Origin of the sequence: Enterobacter wuhouensis, assembly GCF_004331265.1 — a bacterium.
GTDB lineage: Bacteria > Pseudomonadota > Gammaproteobacteria > Enterobacterales > Enterobacteriaceae > Enterobacter > Enterobacter wuhouensis.
This window is the reverse complement of sequence record NZ_SJOO01000001.1, coordinates 86660-100696: the sequence shown is the minus strand read 5'-3', so window position 1 is coordinate 100696 and position 14037 is coordinate 86660. Positions and strand designations below refer to the sequence as shown.

18 protein-coding genes are annotated in these 14037 nt (G+C 52.8%); 7 read left to right on the top strand and 11 right to left on the bottom strand.

What is annotated here, in order from left to right:
* Positions 1-324 precede the first annotated feature (324 nt).
* Both E0L20_RS24240 and E0L20_RS00635 read left to right on the top strand, forming a co-directional pair.
* On the top strand, positions 325-405 hold the full coding sequence (locus tag E0L20_RS24240; RefSeq protein ID WP_427854499.1) for a hypothetical protein: 81 nt from the start codon (positions 325-327) through the stop codon (positions 403-405).
* Positions 392-616 (top strand): DUF2594 family protein, encoded by a 225-nt coding sequence (locus E0L20_RS00635; protein ID WP_038416317.1) that lies wholly within the window; start codon positions 392-394, stop codon positions 614-616. The genes E0L20_RS24240 and E0L20_RS00635 overlap by 14 nt, the downstream gene beginning before the upstream one ends.
* Positions 617-682: 66 nt before the next feature.
* Here the strand turns inward: E0L20_RS00635 and sdiA are convergent, their stop codons facing one another.
* From sdiA to E0L20_RS00595, 8 genes are all read right to left on the bottom strand, one after another.
* Complete coding sequence (gene sdiA, locus E0L20_RS00630) at positions 683-1405, bottom strand: quorum-sensing transcriptional regulator SdiA (protein WP_131632796.1); 723 nt, start codon at positions 1403-1405, stop codon at positions 683-685.
* Between the two features lie 222 nt (positions 1406-1627).
* Positions 1628-2380, bottom strand: a complete 753-nt coding sequence (gene tcyN / locus E0L20_RS00625) for an L-cystine ABC transporter ATP-binding protein TcyN (protein ID WP_131632205.1) — start codon at positions 2378-2380, stop codon at positions 1628-1630.
* Positions 2377-3045 carry a cystine ABC transporter permease gene (tcyL, locus tag E0L20_RS00620; protein ID WP_131632204.1) on the bottom strand — a complete coding sequence of 223 codons (669 nt, stop codon included), beginning with the start codon at positions 3043-3045 and terminating at the stop codon, positions 2377-2379. The genes tcyN and tcyL overlap by 4 nt, the downstream gene beginning before the upstream one ends.
* 21 nt (positions 3046-3066) lie before the next feature.
* Positions 3067-4053, bottom strand: a complete 987-nt coding sequence (dcyD, locus tag E0L20_RS00615) for a D-cysteine desulfhydrase (RefSeq protein ID WP_131632203.1) — start codon at positions 4051-4053, stop codon at positions 3067-3069.
* A 106-nt stretch (positions 4054-4159) separates the two neighbouring features.
* Positions 4160-4960 (bottom strand): cystine ABC transporter substrate-binding protein, encoded by an 801-nt coding sequence (tcyJ, locus tag E0L20_RS00610; protein ID WP_131632202.1) that lies wholly within the window; start codon positions 4958-4960, stop codon positions 4160-4162.
* 86 nt (positions 4961-5046) lie between these two features.
* A complete protein-coding gene (gene fliZ / locus E0L20_RS00605) occupies positions 5047-5598 on the bottom strand; it encodes a flagella biosynthesis regulatory protein FliZ (RefSeq protein ID WP_131632201.1) in 552 nt (183 codons plus the stop codon).
* A 54-nt stretch (positions 5599-5652) separates the two neighbouring features.
* Positions 5653-6372 (bottom strand): RNA polymerase sigma factor FliA, encoded by a 720-nt coding sequence (locus E0L20_RS00600; RefSeq protein WP_131632200.1) that lies wholly within the window; start codon positions 6370-6372, stop codon positions 5653-5655.
* 162 nt (positions 6373-6534) lie between these two features.
* Positions 6535-7857: a FliC/FljB family flagellin gene (locus E0L20_RS00595; protein ID WP_131632199.1), complete on the bottom strand. Its 1323-nt coding sequence runs from the start codon at positions 7855-7857 to the stop codon at positions 6535-6537.
* Positions 7858-8126: 269 nt separating this feature from the next.
* On the opposite strand from E0L20_RS00595, the gene fliD reads away from it, so the two are divergent.
* From fliD to amyA, 4 genes are all read left to right on the top strand, one after another.
* Positions 8127-9539 (top strand): flagellar filament capping protein FliD, encoded by a 1413-nt coding sequence (gene fliD, locus E0L20_RS00590; protein WP_131632198.1) that lies wholly within the window; start codon positions 8127-8129, stop codon positions 9537-9539.
* 30 nt (positions 9540-9569) lie between these two features.
* A complete protein-coding gene (gene fliS, locus E0L20_RS00585) occupies positions 9570-9980 on the top strand; it encodes a flagellar export chaperone FliS (RefSeq protein ID WP_131632197.1) in 411 nt (136 codons plus the stop codon).
* On the top strand, positions 9980-10351 hold the full coding sequence (gene fliT / locus E0L20_RS00580; RefSeq protein ID WP_131632196.1) for a flagella biosynthesis regulatory protein FliT: 372 nt from the start codon (positions 9980-9982) through the stop codon (positions 10349-10351). The genes fliS and fliT overlap by 1 nt, the downstream gene beginning before the upstream one ends.
* A 98-nt stretch (positions 10352-10449) precedes the next feature.
* Positions 10450-11937, top strand: a complete 1488-nt coding sequence (amyA, locus tag E0L20_RS00575) for an alpha-amylase (protein WP_131632195.1) — start codon at positions 10450-10452, stop codon at positions 11935-11937.
* 92 nt (positions 11938-12029) lie between these two features.
* Here the strand turns inward: amyA and yedD are convergent, their stop codons facing one another.
* Complete coding sequence (gene yedD / locus E0L20_RS00570) at positions 12030-12443, bottom strand: lipoprotein YedD (RefSeq protein ID WP_131632194.1); 414 nt, start codon at positions 12441-12443, stop codon at positions 12030-12032.
* Between the two features lie 292 nt (positions 12444-12735).
* Between yedD and E0L20_RS00565 the strand changes: the two genes are divergently transcribed.
* A complete protein-coding gene (locus E0L20_RS00565; protein ID WP_131632193.1) occupies positions 12736-13407 on the top strand; it encodes an SOS response-associated peptidase in 672 nt (223 codons plus the stop codon).
* A gap of 9 nt (positions 13408-13416) precedes the next feature.
* Here E0L20_RS00565 and E0L20_RS00560 read toward each other — a convergent pair whose 3' ends face one another.
* Positions 13417-13734 (bottom strand): hypothetical protein, encoded by a 318-nt coding sequence (locus E0L20_RS00560; protein ID WP_131632795.1) that lies wholly within the window; start codon positions 13732-13734, stop codon positions 13417-13419.
* Positions 13734-13973, bottom strand: coding sequence for a hypothetical protein (locus tag E0L20_RS00555; protein ID WP_131632192.1), 240 nt, complete (start codon positions 13971-13973; stop codon positions 13734-13736). Before E0L20_RS00555 ends, E0L20_RS00560 begins: the two co-directional genes overlap by 1 nt.
* Between the last annotated feature and the right edge of the window lie 64 nt (positions 13974-14037).

Below are 14037 nucleotides of genomic sequence, written 5' to 3'. Positions count from 1 at the left end.
AACGTTAAAAAACCCGCGACACGATTTCGCTCTCGTTTTTGGAAATTAGCCTGTACAGATAGTGGAAAGTCGGCCCGCAGAACCCGTGCGTTTGCGGCTAATTTTAAGCACCTGTATTCAAAAGGTTACAAAAAACCAGGTAATTGCTTATGCAAAAGACCAGTGCTTAAATTTTTGTAACAATAATTAACGGCAAACGAACCGGCGTAAAACAATTAGCAGCCGATAAACTCCCGGCCAGATTACCCTTGTCATGTGTTTACGCAAATAAACAATCAACGGAAAAGTACATAAATCAACCACTGCATTTTTTTGACGTTGCTTGTGGTATACTCCGCGGCCTTAACTTTCATCGTCGCGCTCGAGCGCTGTTTAATAATGAGGAAAATAAATGAGCACACCTGAATTCGCCACCGCGGAGAATAACCAAGAGCTGGCGCAGGAAGTAAACTGCCTGAAGTCACTGCTAACGCTTATGTTGCAGGCTATGGGCCAGGCTGATGCTGGTCGTGTGATCATAAAGATGGAAAAACAAATCGCGCAGATGGAAGACCAGGTCGAGTCAGCGGTATTTGCCAATACCGTTAAGCAAATTAAACAGGCTTACCGCCAGTAAAACAAAACGGCTGGATGCATTGCATTCAGCCGTTATCTCGTCTGGCACGCAGAACGCCCTGTCTTGTCAAATAAGCCCGGTGGCCGCAGCGTAACAGGCTATCTGCGTCTTGTTTGGCGCATTGAATTTCTTCTGCATATTTTTCTGATGGAAGTTAACCGTATTCTCGGAAATAGAGAGAATGATGGCTATTTCAGCAGAAGTCTTCCCTTCCGCCGTCCACTTCAGAATTTCCCGCTCGCGCTTGCTGAACTTCATTTCAGGCGGCATGACCATCTCATGTTCAAAGCGAAGCAGTGACGCCAATGCCATTTGCACCAGGATTTGCAAGCGCAGCTCAATTTCCTCACTGCCCAACCGATTAGCCCGCGCGCTAGTACGCGACACCGACAGAAATCCGAGCGCATGATTGGGTAACATCAAACACTGCGTTATTCCCATACGCAAACCGTGATCCCGTGCGCCATCCCATAATTGTGGGGCATCAGTGAATAATTCATCTGTCCAGGGTAAATGCCCCTGAATGAAATTCTCCGGTTTTAGCACCGGGTCGATGGTGAAATAGTTCTCTGAATGATATTGCGCCATCCACTCGCGCGGATAACTGGAATGTACGGAAACGCGCGGGCGCGTAAATGGCACCGGGTGGCGAACGCAGAGCGAGAAATAATCAAACTCAAGCGCCTGTGTTTGTTGCTGGAGTTCTTGATATACCTCGTCGGCACAGGTCAATCCCTGAAACCGGAGGACGCATTCCCGTCGCCAGGTGAAAAAGTCTGAATCCCTCATACTTACTGAATGAAGCCCCTGATAAAGATAATCATTATTATGGTGAATATAACCTAACACAGAAAACTTATTTCTAGCCATAAAATATCGGCAAATATGGAATTAACTTCAATTTTAATAAGGTTTATCCGAGCATTACGGAATAAAAAAACATAAGGACAGGGCCGAGGGGAGAATAATTTGCTCCAGCAGAAAGAACTGGAGCAAATGCGTGCAAAAATGCTATTGCATGAGGAATTTTTCGAGGAATTGACGAGTACGCGGCTGCTGCGGGTTCGCAAACAGCTCTTTGGCTGGCCCCTGCTCCACTATACGCCCCTGATCCATGAAAATGGCCCGGTCCGCAACGTCGCGAGCAAAGCTCATTTCGTGGGTAACGATAACCATCGTGCGTTTTTCCTGCGCAAGCTGACGGATCGTGTTTAACACCTCGCCCACCAGCTCAGGGTCGAGCGCGGAGGTCGGTTCATCAAAGAGGATCACATCCGGACGCATTGCCAGCGCGCGGGCGATGGCAACACGCTGCTGCTGCCCGCCGGACAGCCGGCGCGGATAGCTGGTCTCTTTGCCCGCCAGCCCCACTTTTGCCAGCAGTTCGCGCGCGCGGGTTGTGGCCTCGTCCTTCGGCTCGCCCTTCACGATAACCGGACCTTCAATAATGTTCTCCAGCACCGTCCGGTGCGGGAACAGGTTAAAACTCTGGAAGACAAAGCCCACGTGCTGGCGCAGACGGCGAATTAATCCTTTCTGCTGGCTAAGGGATTTCGCGGTATCAATGGCGATATCCCCCACCCGAATCGTTCCACCCTCCGGCTGTTCGAGCAGGTTGATGCTGCGCAGCAGCGTCGTCTTCCCTGAACCGCTCGGCCCGATAATCGCTACCACTTCGCCCTGCTCGACTTCAAGATCGATCCCGTGGAGAACGGTTTGCCCGTGGAATTTTTTCACCAGGTTTTTAACGTCGATGGCACTCATTTTGGATCACGCTCCTGACGGTTAAGCTGGTTTTCAAAGTAGTTTTGCAGCGCGGACAGTACCGTCGCCATGACCCAGTAGATGAGTGAGGCCGCCAGATACATCGTAAACACTTCGAGCGTGCGCGAGGTAATGAGCTGCGCCTGACGGAAAAGCTCCGGCACCTGAATGGTGGCCGCCAGCGAGGTATCTTTTACCAGGCTAATAAAGCTGTTGCTCAGCGGGGGCAGGGCCACGCGCGCCGCCTGCGGCAGGATAGCCCTGCGCAGGGTTTGCCATGGCGTCATCCCGATACTGGCAGCGGCTTCCCACTGTCCTTTATCGATGGAGGAGATCGCCGCACGCAGGGTTTCCGAGGTGTAAGCCGCCGTGTTCAGCGACAGGCCAATCATCGCTGCGGGAATAGGATCAAGCTCAATGCCGAACTGCGGCAGGCCGTAGTAGATCATAAACAGCTGGGCGATAAGCGGCGTACCGCGAAACACCGAGATATAAACCCGCGCCAGCCAGCGCACCGGCCAAACGGGCGACATGCGCATCAGGGCCAGCATAAACCCCAGCACCAGGCCGAAGAACATTCCGCCGATACTGAGCTGTAATGTGAACACCGCCCCCTTGAGCAGGAACGGCAGCGAATCAATAACCAGTTGAATACTTTCTTGCATTATTATTTTTCGACCTGATTTTTAGACGTGAGGATGATAGGCAAACAGCGCGGGTGCCCCGCCGGTGTGTACAAATAAAATTGGCCCTTCATCCTTCAAGCGCTTCTGCGCAATGCCGTCGATAAGCCCCGCCATCGCTTTGCCGGTATACACAGGATCGAGCAGGATGCCCTCCAGGCGCGCCAGCAATTTTACCGCTTCCATCCCCTCATCGTTGGGGGTGCCGTAGCCGGGCGCAAAGTAATCATCCCACAGATGAATATCGGCCTTCGCGTTGACCTCAAGCTGCTCTGCCACCGCCTGCTGCAGCGTTACGACTTTTGGTTTTTGATCCGCCACGCTGCGTGACACCGTGACGCCGATAAGCTCCACGTCCGGCATCAGCTGTTCCAGGCCAACGGCGAGCCCCGCGTGCGTTCCCGCGCTGCCGGACGCAACGACGACTGAAGAGAGCGTCACCGCGCCTTCGCACTGCTGAGCGATTTCCAGCGCGCTTTCAACATACCCCAACGCACCCAGCGCGTTCGATCCGCCAACCGGAATAACGTACGGGCGAAAGCCCTGCGCTTCCAGGCGGGTGGCCAGCTCATTCAGCTGCGCGGCTGGGTCGGTTAGCGCATCGACCATTTCGACCTGCACGTTAAACAGGTCCAGCAGCAGACGGTTTCCGTTAGTGAGGTAATTCTCTGCGCGTGTGCCAATTGGATTTTCCAGCAGCGCCACGCAGTGCAGCCCTAGCTTTGCCGCCACCGCCGCCGTCTGGCGAACGTGGTTAGACTGGATTGCCCCTGCCGTTATCAGCGTGTCCGCCCCTTCGCGCAGCGCGTCAGCGGCGAGGAATTCCAGCTTGCGCAGCTTGTTGCCGCCCATCGCCATTGGCGTGACGTCATCACGCTTAATGAAAATATCGCGCCCCAGATAGTCAGAAAACCGCGGCAGGTACTCCAGCGGCGTGGGGGCACCGATAAACTCGAGGCGGGGAAAGCGCGTTAAATTTTGCAGGGACATGGGTTCTCCGGTAACACTGTAATTATGCATGTTTTTATTATGCACGTTGTGGCGTCAGAAATAAAAAAGGCGCTTTTAAAAGCGCCTTTTTTTGTCGGTCAGAGACTTATTTAGTGACGTCTGCCCCGAACCACTTCTCGGACAGCGCCTTCAGGCTACCGTCTTTCTGCATGTCCGCGATGGCGGCATCGATGGCTTTCACCAGGTCTTCGTTGCCTTTACGAACGGCTACGCCAGACTCCTGACGGGAGAAGGCATCACCGGCGACGGCCAGGGTATTGTTGGTTTTCTTCACCAGATCCAGCGCCGCCAGGCGGTCAACCAGAATGGCGTCGATACGGCCCACGCGCAGATCCTGATATTTCGTCGGGTCATCATCATAGGTGCGGATATCCACGCCCTGAACGTTCTGGCGCAGCCACTCTTCGTAGTTAGTGCCCAGACCCACGCCGACTTTTTTACCTTTCAGATCGGCGGCGGATTTAATGCTGCCTTCGTTACCTTTCTTCACCAGCACCTGAATACCGGACACGGTATACGGCGTCGAGAAATCATATTTCTTCTTACGCTCGTCGGAAATGGTCACCTGATTGATCACCACGTCGATACGTTTGGAATCCAGCGACGCCAGCATACCGTCCCACTTGGTCGGCTTCAGGGACGCTTTAACCCCAAGATGTTTCGCCAGTTCTTCCGCAAATTCCACTTCGAAACCGGTAAGTTTTCCGTCATCGCCCTGGAAGCTGAACGGAGGATAGGTTCCTTCCAGCCCAACCAGCAGCGTACCGCGCTCTTTGACTTTATTCAGCAGGTTTTCTGCTGCGAACGTTTTCACGCTCATGCCCGCGACCAGCGCCACGGCCATGACACCCATCAGCGCCTGACGACCCAGAAGTGCTAATTTCATAAATACCCCGATACAGTGGAATTTTTGAGTAGTGTAGTGAAATCGCCTGCAACGTCAAAGGCGACTGCGCTACATCTTATTCATTTTTAATATATATCAGAAGTTGTTTCCGCGTGGACTTTCTGCTTTAACACGCCGGGCATTTGCACCTTATATTGCGCATACTTGCGCAGCGCAATGCGGTAGTTGTTGGTGCTGGTTGCCGGCAGCCACGGCTCCAGATTTTCATCAAGATAGCCGGTACTCAGCAGATCGCGAGAAATGTTGTGCACGGTTAAATGCTGGCCCAGGCGGCGCAGGCGAACCACGTATTCACGCACGGTGCCGTGGCTCATTTCGGTCTGTTCAAACAGGAACTGCTTAAAGCCGATAATGTCGAAGAAGTCGCTTTGCTCTTTGCAGTGGAGATCGCCACAGAAACGACAAAGCGCCACCCACTCTTTTTGCTCTTCGAGCCAGGCTGATTCATCCATCAGGGTGTCGAGACGAGAAATCGCGATCTTATTTACGATTTCGCCGCGGCGAACCAACGTGATTCGGTCAAGTAACTTGTTACAGTGGGCGCAATGCGTCTGGCTGTGTTTAAAGTCTTTCAGGTAGCGGCTTAAAGGCCGTCTTTTAGCGTGCTGCACCGTCATGATAACTCCTGGTTGTCAATACGTTGTGCGGCATTTTTCAGATGAATCAATCATCTATAACTTACCCAGCTTTGTTCGTAAGCGTTTAATGGCCTGGCTGTGCAGCTGGCTCACCCGCGACTCCCCCACTTCCAGAACAGCGCCAATCTCTTTGAGGTTGAGCTCTTCCTGGTAGTAAAGGGTTAACACCAGCTGTTCACGTTCCGGTAATGCTTCAATAGCTTCCATTACGCGATGGCGTAAATTACCTTCCAGTAAATGGTGTAACGGGTTTTCTTGCTGATGCTCATCCGTCACCAGCTCGATGCTATCGCCATGCTCTTCGCGCCACTCGTCATAAGAGAAGAGTTGGCTGTTATTGGTATCGAGCAACATCTGACGATACTCTTCAACAGGAATGCCCAGACGTTCCGCCACTTCGGTTTCCGTCGCGTTGCGTCCCAGCTCCTGTTCCAGCTGCCCCATCGCATGCGCCACTTCGCGCGCGTTGCGGCGAACGCTGCGCGGCACCCAGTCGCGGCTGCGCAGCTCGTCCAGCATCGCACCACGAATACGCTGAACTGCGTAAGTAGTAAATGCCGTTCCTTGCAGAGCGTCGTATCGGTCAACTGCATTCAATAACCCGATACCGCCCGCCTGTAGCAGATCGTCCAGTTCCACACTCGCCGGCAAACGCACCTGGAGGCGCAATGCTTCGTGACGCACCAGCGGAACATAACGCTGCCACAGCGAGTGTTTATCCATTACACCATCAGCGGTATAGAGTGAATTCACGATAAACAGCCCTGCGTTAATTGAGTTATCGGCATGATTATCCGATTCTGCAGGGGTTTTAATTGGATGAATAGTGGGTGAAATGAGGGGTTATTTGGGGGTTACGAATGAATACAAGAAGAAAAAAACCCCGCCGAAGCGGGGTTTGAGCGAATCAGGCGATTAGCCCTGCAGCAGAGACAGAACCTGCTGAGGAACCTGGTTAGCTTTGGACAGCACGGAGTTACCGGCCTGCTGAACGATCTGCGCTTTAGACATATTTGACACTTCGGTCGCATAGTCGGCGTCCTGAATACGGGACTGCGCTTCAGACAGGTTGGTAGTGGTGTTGTTCAGGTTGGTTACAGCAGAGCTCAAACGGTTCTGAACCGCACCCAGAGAAGAACGGAATTTATCAACAGATGCGATAGCTTTGTCCAGCAGAGCCAGTGGATCGTTGGTAGATGCGCCAGCAAACTCTGCTGTTGCAGCAGTAGCACCATTTTGGCTGAGTTCGATCTTAGCTTGGTTAGTACCCGCGCCATCGATTGTTACTTTAGTAGCTGCAGCGCCAGCAGCGCCATTAGCATTCACTAATGAGTCATCAGCAACATAATTTTTACCCTGAACGGTAACAAAACCAACTGCATCGTTGTTTGCATCAGCACCAACCTGAACCAGGCTACCAGCTTGGGTGGCATTAGCAACACCATTCGCTGCGTCATTATATGTTACGTCGGCTTTGTTCAGTTTAACTGTGCCACCCGCATCAACAGATGCTGCATAGCTCTTATCGCCATACTGAACAACATAAGTAGACGTTGCTACGCCACCTTTAGTTACGTTGTGCAGAGAAACAGCTGAAGCATCAGTAATGTTAAGATCGGTCAGAACAGACGCATCCATCTTAACAGCGATTGGCGCATTAGCACCGTTCGGCAGTTGAGTGATCGCTTCGCCAGTTTCGAGAGCATTTTTAGAGACTGAGAAACCGTTCAGGCCGAGAGTAGAAGAGTCGATTTTTTGCAGATCGATGGAAATAGTCTGACCATCATTTGCACCAACCTGAATCTTCATGGTGCCATCTTTAGCCAGTACGTTCACGCCGTTGAACTGAGTCTGACCAGATACGCGGTCAATTTCAGACAGACGGGATTTGATTTCGTCCTGGATTGAAGACAGGTCAGAATCGGAGTTAGTACCGGTAGTTGCCTGAACGGTCAGCTCACGAACACGCTGCAGGTTGTTGTTGATTTCAGACAGTGCGCCTTCAGTGGTCTGCGCCAGAGAGATACCGTCGTTTGCGTTACGTGCAGCCTGAGTCAGACCTTTGATGTTAGAAGTGAAGCGGTTAGCGATAGCCTGGCCCGCAGCGTCATCTTTAGCGCTGTTGATACGCAGACCAGAAGACAGACGCTCGATAGAAGAAGACAGAGCAGACTGGTTCTTGTTGATGTTGTTCTGAGTGATCAGCGAGAGGCTGTTGGTATTAATGACTTGTGCCATGATTTCGTTTCCTGTTGTTCATCAAATCTGTTTGGTTAGATTTGGGTTTCCACCCTTCGGCTTCATCGCCGTCAAAGGTGTTATCGTCTGGTCCAAAACAACCTTTAGATTTTTTTTCAGGATCTCGAGAATTTTTTTAGCCACGGAAATACTCTTCTCTATTACCGTTATTCCCGCCATTAAAAAAAAGAAATTAACCGTAAACTTTCCCCCATAAAAGCCGATAACCCCACTATTCGTTCTACGTGTCGATAGATTAAGGAATAAATATGGCAAGTATTTCATCATTGGGGATTGGTTCGGGTCTTAAGTTAGCAGACATTCTGGATAGTCTGACCACGGCCGAAAAAGCGCAGCTGACGCCGATTTCCAAACAACAGACATCTTATACCGCCAAGCTTAGCGCTTACGGCACGTTGAAGAGTTCACTGGAAGCGTTTCAGACCGCCAACACCGCGCTGAATAAAGCCGACCTGTTTACGGCAACCAGCACGGCTAGCAGTACCACTGCCTTTAGCGCCACCACGACCGGCAGCGCGATTGCGGGTAAATACACGATCAGCGTGACACAGCTGGCGCAGGCGCAAACGCTGACCACCAAAAGTACCCAGGCGGACAGTAAAACCGCCATTGCCACGGCGGACAGCAAAATTACCTTTACCCCTGGCAACGGTAAAGATCCGGTGACCGTGGATATCAGCGCTGCAAACTCCTCGCTGACCGGCATTCGTGATGCCATCAACAAAGCCGATGCGGGCGTCACCGCCAGTATTATTAACGTGGGTAACGGTCAGTATCGTTTGTCTATCACCTCCACCGAAACCGGTGCGGACAACGCGGTCAGCATCAGCGTGAGCGGCGACAGCGCCCTGCAATCCTTTATGGGCTACAACGGCACCAGCACCGATGCAAGCAACGGCATGACCGAAAGCGTCACCGCGCAGAACGCCCAGCTGAAGGTCAACAATGTTGATATCGAGAACAGCAGCAACACCATCAGTGATGCGCTGGAAGATATCACCCTGAACCTGAATGACGTGACCAGCGGCAACCAGACGCTGACGATCACCAAAGATACGTCTAAAGCCGAAACGGCGATGAAGGCCTGGGTGGATGCCTACAACACGCTGCAGGACAGCTTTGCATCTCTGACCAAATATACGGCAGTCGATGCGGGAACGGATGCACAGGACTCCAGCAATGGTGCCCTGCTGGGTGACAGCACGCTGCGTACAATCCAGACCCAGCTGAAAACCATGCTGGGGAACACCGTTGGCGGAACCGCCTACAAAACGCTGTCACAGGTAGGCATCACCTCAGATCCAAGTACCGGAAAACTGGAACTGGACAGCACCAAGCTGAAAAAAGCGCTGACGGATAACCCGACCGCAGTGAAAGATCTGGTTGTGGGCGACGGTAAAACCACCGGCATCACCACCACCATGGCCACCAACCTGACCGACTGGCTTTCCAGTAAAGGGATCATCCAGGCGGCAAAAGATGGCGTCAGCAAAACGCTGAACAAGCTAACGGATCAATACAACGCCGTGAGCGAACGTATAGATGCAAGAGTGGCGCAGTACAAAGCCCAGTTTACCCAGCTGGACGTACTGATGACCTCGCTGAATAACACCAGCAGCTACCTGACGCAGCAGTTCGAAAATACGTCCAGCAGCAAGTAGTAAACGCTAATCAGACCCGAGGGGGATAACATGTACGGCGCAAAAGGCACGCAAGCCTACGCAAAAATAGAAGTCGAAAGCGCGGTGATGAGCGCCAGCCAGCAGCAGCTGGTTATCATGCTATTTGATGGAGCCCTCAGCGCGCTGGTACGCGCGCGTCTGTTCCTGCAGGACGGCAATATCCCGGCAAAGGGGCTGGCGCTGTCGAAAGCTATCAACATTATCGAGAACGGACTGAAGGTTGGTCTGGTAGAAAATAATGGCGATGAGCTTACTCAAAACTTGATCGCTCTCTATGCCTATATGGTACGTCGCCTCCTGCACGCCAACGTGAATAACGACGCCAGCGCCATCGAAGAGGTGGAAAATTTGCTGCGCAATATCGCTGACGGGTGGAAGGAGGTTGCCGGTTCGCCACAACCGTTTCAGGACGCCGTCTAATGAGTAATGCACCGCAACTTTATACCCTTTATCAGCAACTCCTTGAGCAGAGCCAGCTCATGTTACGCCTGGCTCGTCAGGGGCTCTGGGATGATCTCATCACCTGTGAAACCGATTACGTTAACGCGGTGCACTCGCTGGCTCGCCTCACGCAGGAAATTGAACCTTCCGTGCAGTTGCAGGAGCAGCTTCGTCCAACCTTACGCGTGATCCTGGATAACGAAAGCCAGGTCAAAACGTTGCTGCAGGCCAGAATGGATGAACTGGCAAAGCTGGTTGGCCAGTCCTCCATCCAAAAAACGGTTCTCTCCACCTATGGCAACCAGGGCGGTCACGTTCTGGTCCCGCAAAGTAATAGCGATATCAATTAGCCAGTTAGCTGGCGAACGAACATTCACCGCTTCGTTCGCCAGGCAATTCTGCAAAAGCTACTCCATACTTGAGTTTCGCGACTTCATGGAGAAAGTGCATGCGCAACCCAACCTTACTGCAATGTTTTCACTGGTATTACCCCGCTGGCGGTGAATTGTGGCGCGAGGTTACGGCTCTGGCCCCCAATCTGAACGAGATTGGCATCAATATGATCTGGCTTCCTCCGGCGTATAAAGGCGCATCCGGCGGCTACTCTGTGGGCTACGATTCCTACGACCTGTTCGATCTTGGCGAATTCGATCAGAAAGGCGGCATCGCCACCAAATACGGTGATAAGGCCCAGCTGCTGGAAGCCATTAACGCGCTCAAAAGCAACGATATCGCCGTGCTGCTCGACGTCGTGGTTAACCACAAAATGGGCGCGGATGAGAAAGAGCCCGTCCGCGTGCAGCGCGTCAATGAACAGGACCGAACGCAAATCGACGAGGAGATCATCGAGTGTGAAGCCTGGACACGCTATACCTTCCCGGCTCGGGCGGGGAAATATTCGCAGTTTATCTGGGATTACAAATGCTTTAGCGGTATCGACCACATCGAAAATCCCAACGAGGACAGCATCTTTAAGATCGTCAACGACTATACCGGTGAAGGCTGGAACGACCAGGTCGATGATGAAATGGGCAACTTCGATTATCTGATGGGCGAAAACATCGACTTTCGTAACCATGCCGTCACGGAAGAGATCAAGTACTGGGCGCGGTGGGTGATGGAGCAGACTCAGTGCGACGGTTTTCGTCTGGACGCGGTGAAGCACATTCCCGCCTGGTTCTATAAAGAGTGGATTGAACACGTTCAGGAAGTCGCTGAGCAGCCGCTGTTTATCGTGGCGGAATACTGGTCGCACGAGGTTGATAAGCTGCAGCATTATATCAATCAGGTGGAGGGCAAAACGATGCTGTTTGACGCTCCCCTGCAGATGAAATTCCATGAAGCGTCTCGCCAGGGGCGCGACTATGACATGAGCCAAATCTTCACCGGCACGCTGGTGGAAGCCGATCCTTTTCACGCGGTGACGCTGGTTGCCAACCACGACACCCAGCCTTTACAGGCGCTGGAAGCTCCGGTGGAGGCCTGGTTTAAGCCTCTCGCCTACGCGCTGATCCTGCTGCGGGAAAACGGCGTGCCGAGCGTGTTCTATCCGGACCTGTTTGGCGCAAGCTATGACGATACCGGCGGGGACGGGGAAACCTATCATATTGATATGCCGGTGATTGAACAGCTGCACGAACTGATACTCGCCCGCCAGCGCTTTGCCCACGGCGTTCAGACGCTGTTCTTTGACCACTCAAACTGCATCGCATTCAGCCGCAGCGGTACCGATGACGCACCGGGCTGCGTGGTCGTCCTCTCAAACGGTGACGACGGTGAGAAAACGATCTGCCTGGGCGAAAATTACGGTAATAAACGCTGGCGCGACTTTTTGGGCAACCGCGAGGACACCGTCACTACCGCAGCGGATGGAGAAGGCATTTTTACCTGCAAAGGCGGAAGCGTCAGCGTGTGGGTAATAGAGGATGCGCTGTAGAAACAATGCCGGGTGACGGCTTCGCCTGACCCGGCATACGGTACGGCGGTTTTGTAGGCCGGGTAAGCGTCAGCGCCACCCGGCAAAAACGGCTACGGTAGCTTACTCTCCAGCGGAGTTTTGCTCAGATAATCGGCGCACTCCACCGTTGGGCGATCAACCTTTTGCAGCTCCATACCATCATACTCAAGCGTCATCCCTTCACGTTCAAGCGGATAGATATCCAGCTTGCGGGTCACGTTATAGTAACTGTCTGAACGCAGCATAATTTTACCGGGCACGGCGATAACGCGCTGCCACTGACGACAGTCCAGGGTATCGCCCTCCTCCGTCACGACCAGCGTGGCAATCGCTTCAGGACTCACCATCTTGCTTTGCGGCCCTTTCGTCTGCCAGTATCCTGCAAGCTGCGCCGGGACGGGATGCTTGATCACATCCTGATAGTTATCTACCTGAACGCACCCGGTCAGCGCCAGCAGCGCACCCGCAATTGCTATTCTTTTCATCATCTTTCCTGCATTCGAAGAAAAAAATATTGTGGCATTAAAGCGGTGATGCTGCCAGCGTAAGATGTCCCGGTTTTAAACCTGCATCCCCATCACATGAGCATACATTTTTCATAATCGACAAAGATCGTCCAAGAGCGCACGAAATAACAGATGGTTAAAGTCGTCGAAAACATCAGTCGTCTAAGCTCGCCTTAGAACGAGTGCTGATTTGTGTCCCACCCATGCCCCACTGCCCCCTCTTTTTCTCCCTGCCCTATACTTTCAGTCTGACATTCGACTGGAGGTTTCTATGTGTGGACGTTTTGCACAAGCCCAAACCCGTGAAGAATACCTGGCATATCTCGCCGACGAAGGCGATCGTGACATCGCATACGACCCTGAGCCTATTGGGAGGTACAACGTGGCGCCCGGTACCAAAGTCCTACTCCTGAGCGAGCGAGACGAGCAGCTGCATCTCGATCCGGTTCTGTGGTCGTACGCGCCCGGGTGGTGGGATAAGCAGCCGCTGATTAACGCGCGCATCGAGACGGCGGCCACCAGCAGAATGTTCAAACCTCTCTGGCAGCATGGCCGGGCAATCTGCTTCGCCGATGGATGGTTCGAATGGAAGAAGGAAGGCGACAAGAAACAGCCCTACTTCATTCACCGGGCCGACGGACAGCCCATTTTCATGGCGGCGATCGGCAGCACACCTTTCGAACGCGGCGATGAAGCGGAAGGATTTCTGATAGTGACGTCTGCAGCTGACAAAGGCCTGGTCGATATTCACGACCGCCGGCCGCTTGTTCTGTCACCTGAAGCTGCGCGCGAATGGATGCGTCAGGATGTAGGCGGGAAAGAAGCTGAGGAAATAATTGCCGACGGTACAGTGCCCGCCGACAAGTTTATCTGGCATGCCGTGACGCGCGCGGTGGGCAATGTGAAAAACCAGGGTCCGGAGCTGATCCAGCCGCTTCCTTAAGTCTGGTAATCATATCGGTAATCCGTCATCAATTGCGCGGTTGATGAAGAACGTCACGCGCCCCAGCACCTCTACTTCTTCCAGAGCGTTACCTTCAATTGCCTCGCCATCATCTGTAATGAGCGCCTTTCCCATGAGCTTGGCAAACTGCGTGTGGCCGTCGCAAAGGATAAGTAACACATCGCCAGGCGTTTTTTTCGTAGCCGGCTCAACTATTGCGAACCCAACATCAGTTTCAAGCACCCTGCTATCTGCCCCCATGTTGCAAAGAATGGCAGGAGAAAGCTGGCGCTCGACGTAATCCATAGCCGGTGAAGGAAATCCCATCAATGAACCCTCCCCATGTTGCGCAGGATCCAGTAATGATTGTCGGTCCCGTCAGTTGTCTTATCCGTGAAGTCTGGCTGGTAGCGCTCTATCCAGGAGTTGGCATCGGCCCGGGTAAAGTGCCAGTTGAATCCCCGTAGCTTTTCTATGAAGCGGTCAGTGCTCAGGTAGCGATAGCCCTTCGGGTTAAGCTGTATAGCCGTGACAAAGGCGGAATGTATGTCTGCTGTGCGTGGCATAATCCCCTCACAAAATAACTGTATGCATATACAGTATCGCTAAATGTGAGGGTCGATCAAGTGA

What these genes read in the sequence shown, in the direction of transcription:
- E0L20_RS00635 (WP_038416317.1), top strand. Translation starts at nt 392, where the DNA reads ATGAGCACACCTGAATTCGCCACCGCGGAGAATAACCAAGAGCTGGCG.
- sdiA (WP_131632796.1), bottom strand. Translation starts at nt 1,405, where the DNA reads ATGAGGGATTCAGACTTTTTCACCTGGCGACGGGAATGCGTCCTCCGG.
- tcyN (WP_131632205.1), bottom strand. Translation starts at nt 2,380, where the DNA reads ATGAGTGCCATCGACGTTAAAAACCTGGTGAAAAAATTCCACGGGCAA.
- tcyL (WP_131632204.1), bottom strand. Translation starts at nt 3,045, where the DNA reads ATGCAAGAAAGTATTCAACTGGTTATTGATTCGCTGCCGTTCCTGCTC.
- dcyD (WP_131632203.1), bottom strand. Translation starts at nt 4,053, where the DNA reads ATGTCCCTGCAAAATTTAACGCGCTTTCCCCGCCTCGAGTTTATCGGT.
- tcyJ (WP_131632202.1), bottom strand. Translation starts at nt 4,960, where the DNA reads ATGAAATTAGCACTTCTGGGTCGTCAGGCGCTGATGGGTGTCATGGCC.
- fliZ (WP_131632201.1), bottom strand. Translation starts at nt 5,598, where the DNA reads ATGACGGTGCAGCACGCTAAAAGACGGCCTTTAAGCCGCTACCTGAAA.
- E0L20_RS00595 (WP_131632199.1), bottom strand. Translation starts at nt 7,857, where the DNA reads ATGGCACAAGTCATTAATACCAACAGCCTCTCGCTGATCACTCAGAAC.
- fliD (WP_131632198.1), top strand. Translation starts at nt 8,127, where the DNA reads ATGGCAAGTATTTCATCATTGGGGATTGGTTCGGGTCTTAAGTTAGCA.
- fliS (WP_131632197.1), top strand. Translation starts at nt 9,570, where the DNA reads ATGTACGGCGCAAAAGGCACGCAAGCCTACGCAAAAATAGAAGTCGAA.
- fliT (WP_131632196.1), top strand. Translation starts at nt 9,980, where the DNA reads ATGAGTAATGCACCGCAACTTTATACCCTTTATCAGCAACTCCTTGAG.
- amyA (WP_131632195.1), top strand. Translation starts at nt 10,450, where the DNA reads ATGCGCAACCCAACCTTACTGCAATGTTTTCACTGGTATTACCCCGCT.
- yedD (WP_131632194.1), bottom strand. Translation starts at nt 12,443, where the DNA reads ATGAAAAGAATAGCAATTGCGGGTGCGCTGCTGGCGCTGACCGGGTGC.
- E0L20_RS00565 (WP_131632193.1), top strand. Translation starts at nt 12,736, where the DNA reads ATGTGTGGACGTTTTGCACAAGCCCAAACCCGTGAAGAATACCTGGCA.
- E0L20_RS00560 (WP_131632795.1), bottom strand. Translation starts at nt 13,734, where the DNA reads ATGGGATTTCCTTCACCGGCTATGGATTACGTCGAGCGCCAGCTTTCT.
- E0L20_RS00555 (WP_131632192.1), bottom strand. Translation starts at nt 13,973, where the DNA reads ATGCCACGCACAGCAGACATACATTCCGCCTTTGTCACGGCTATACAG.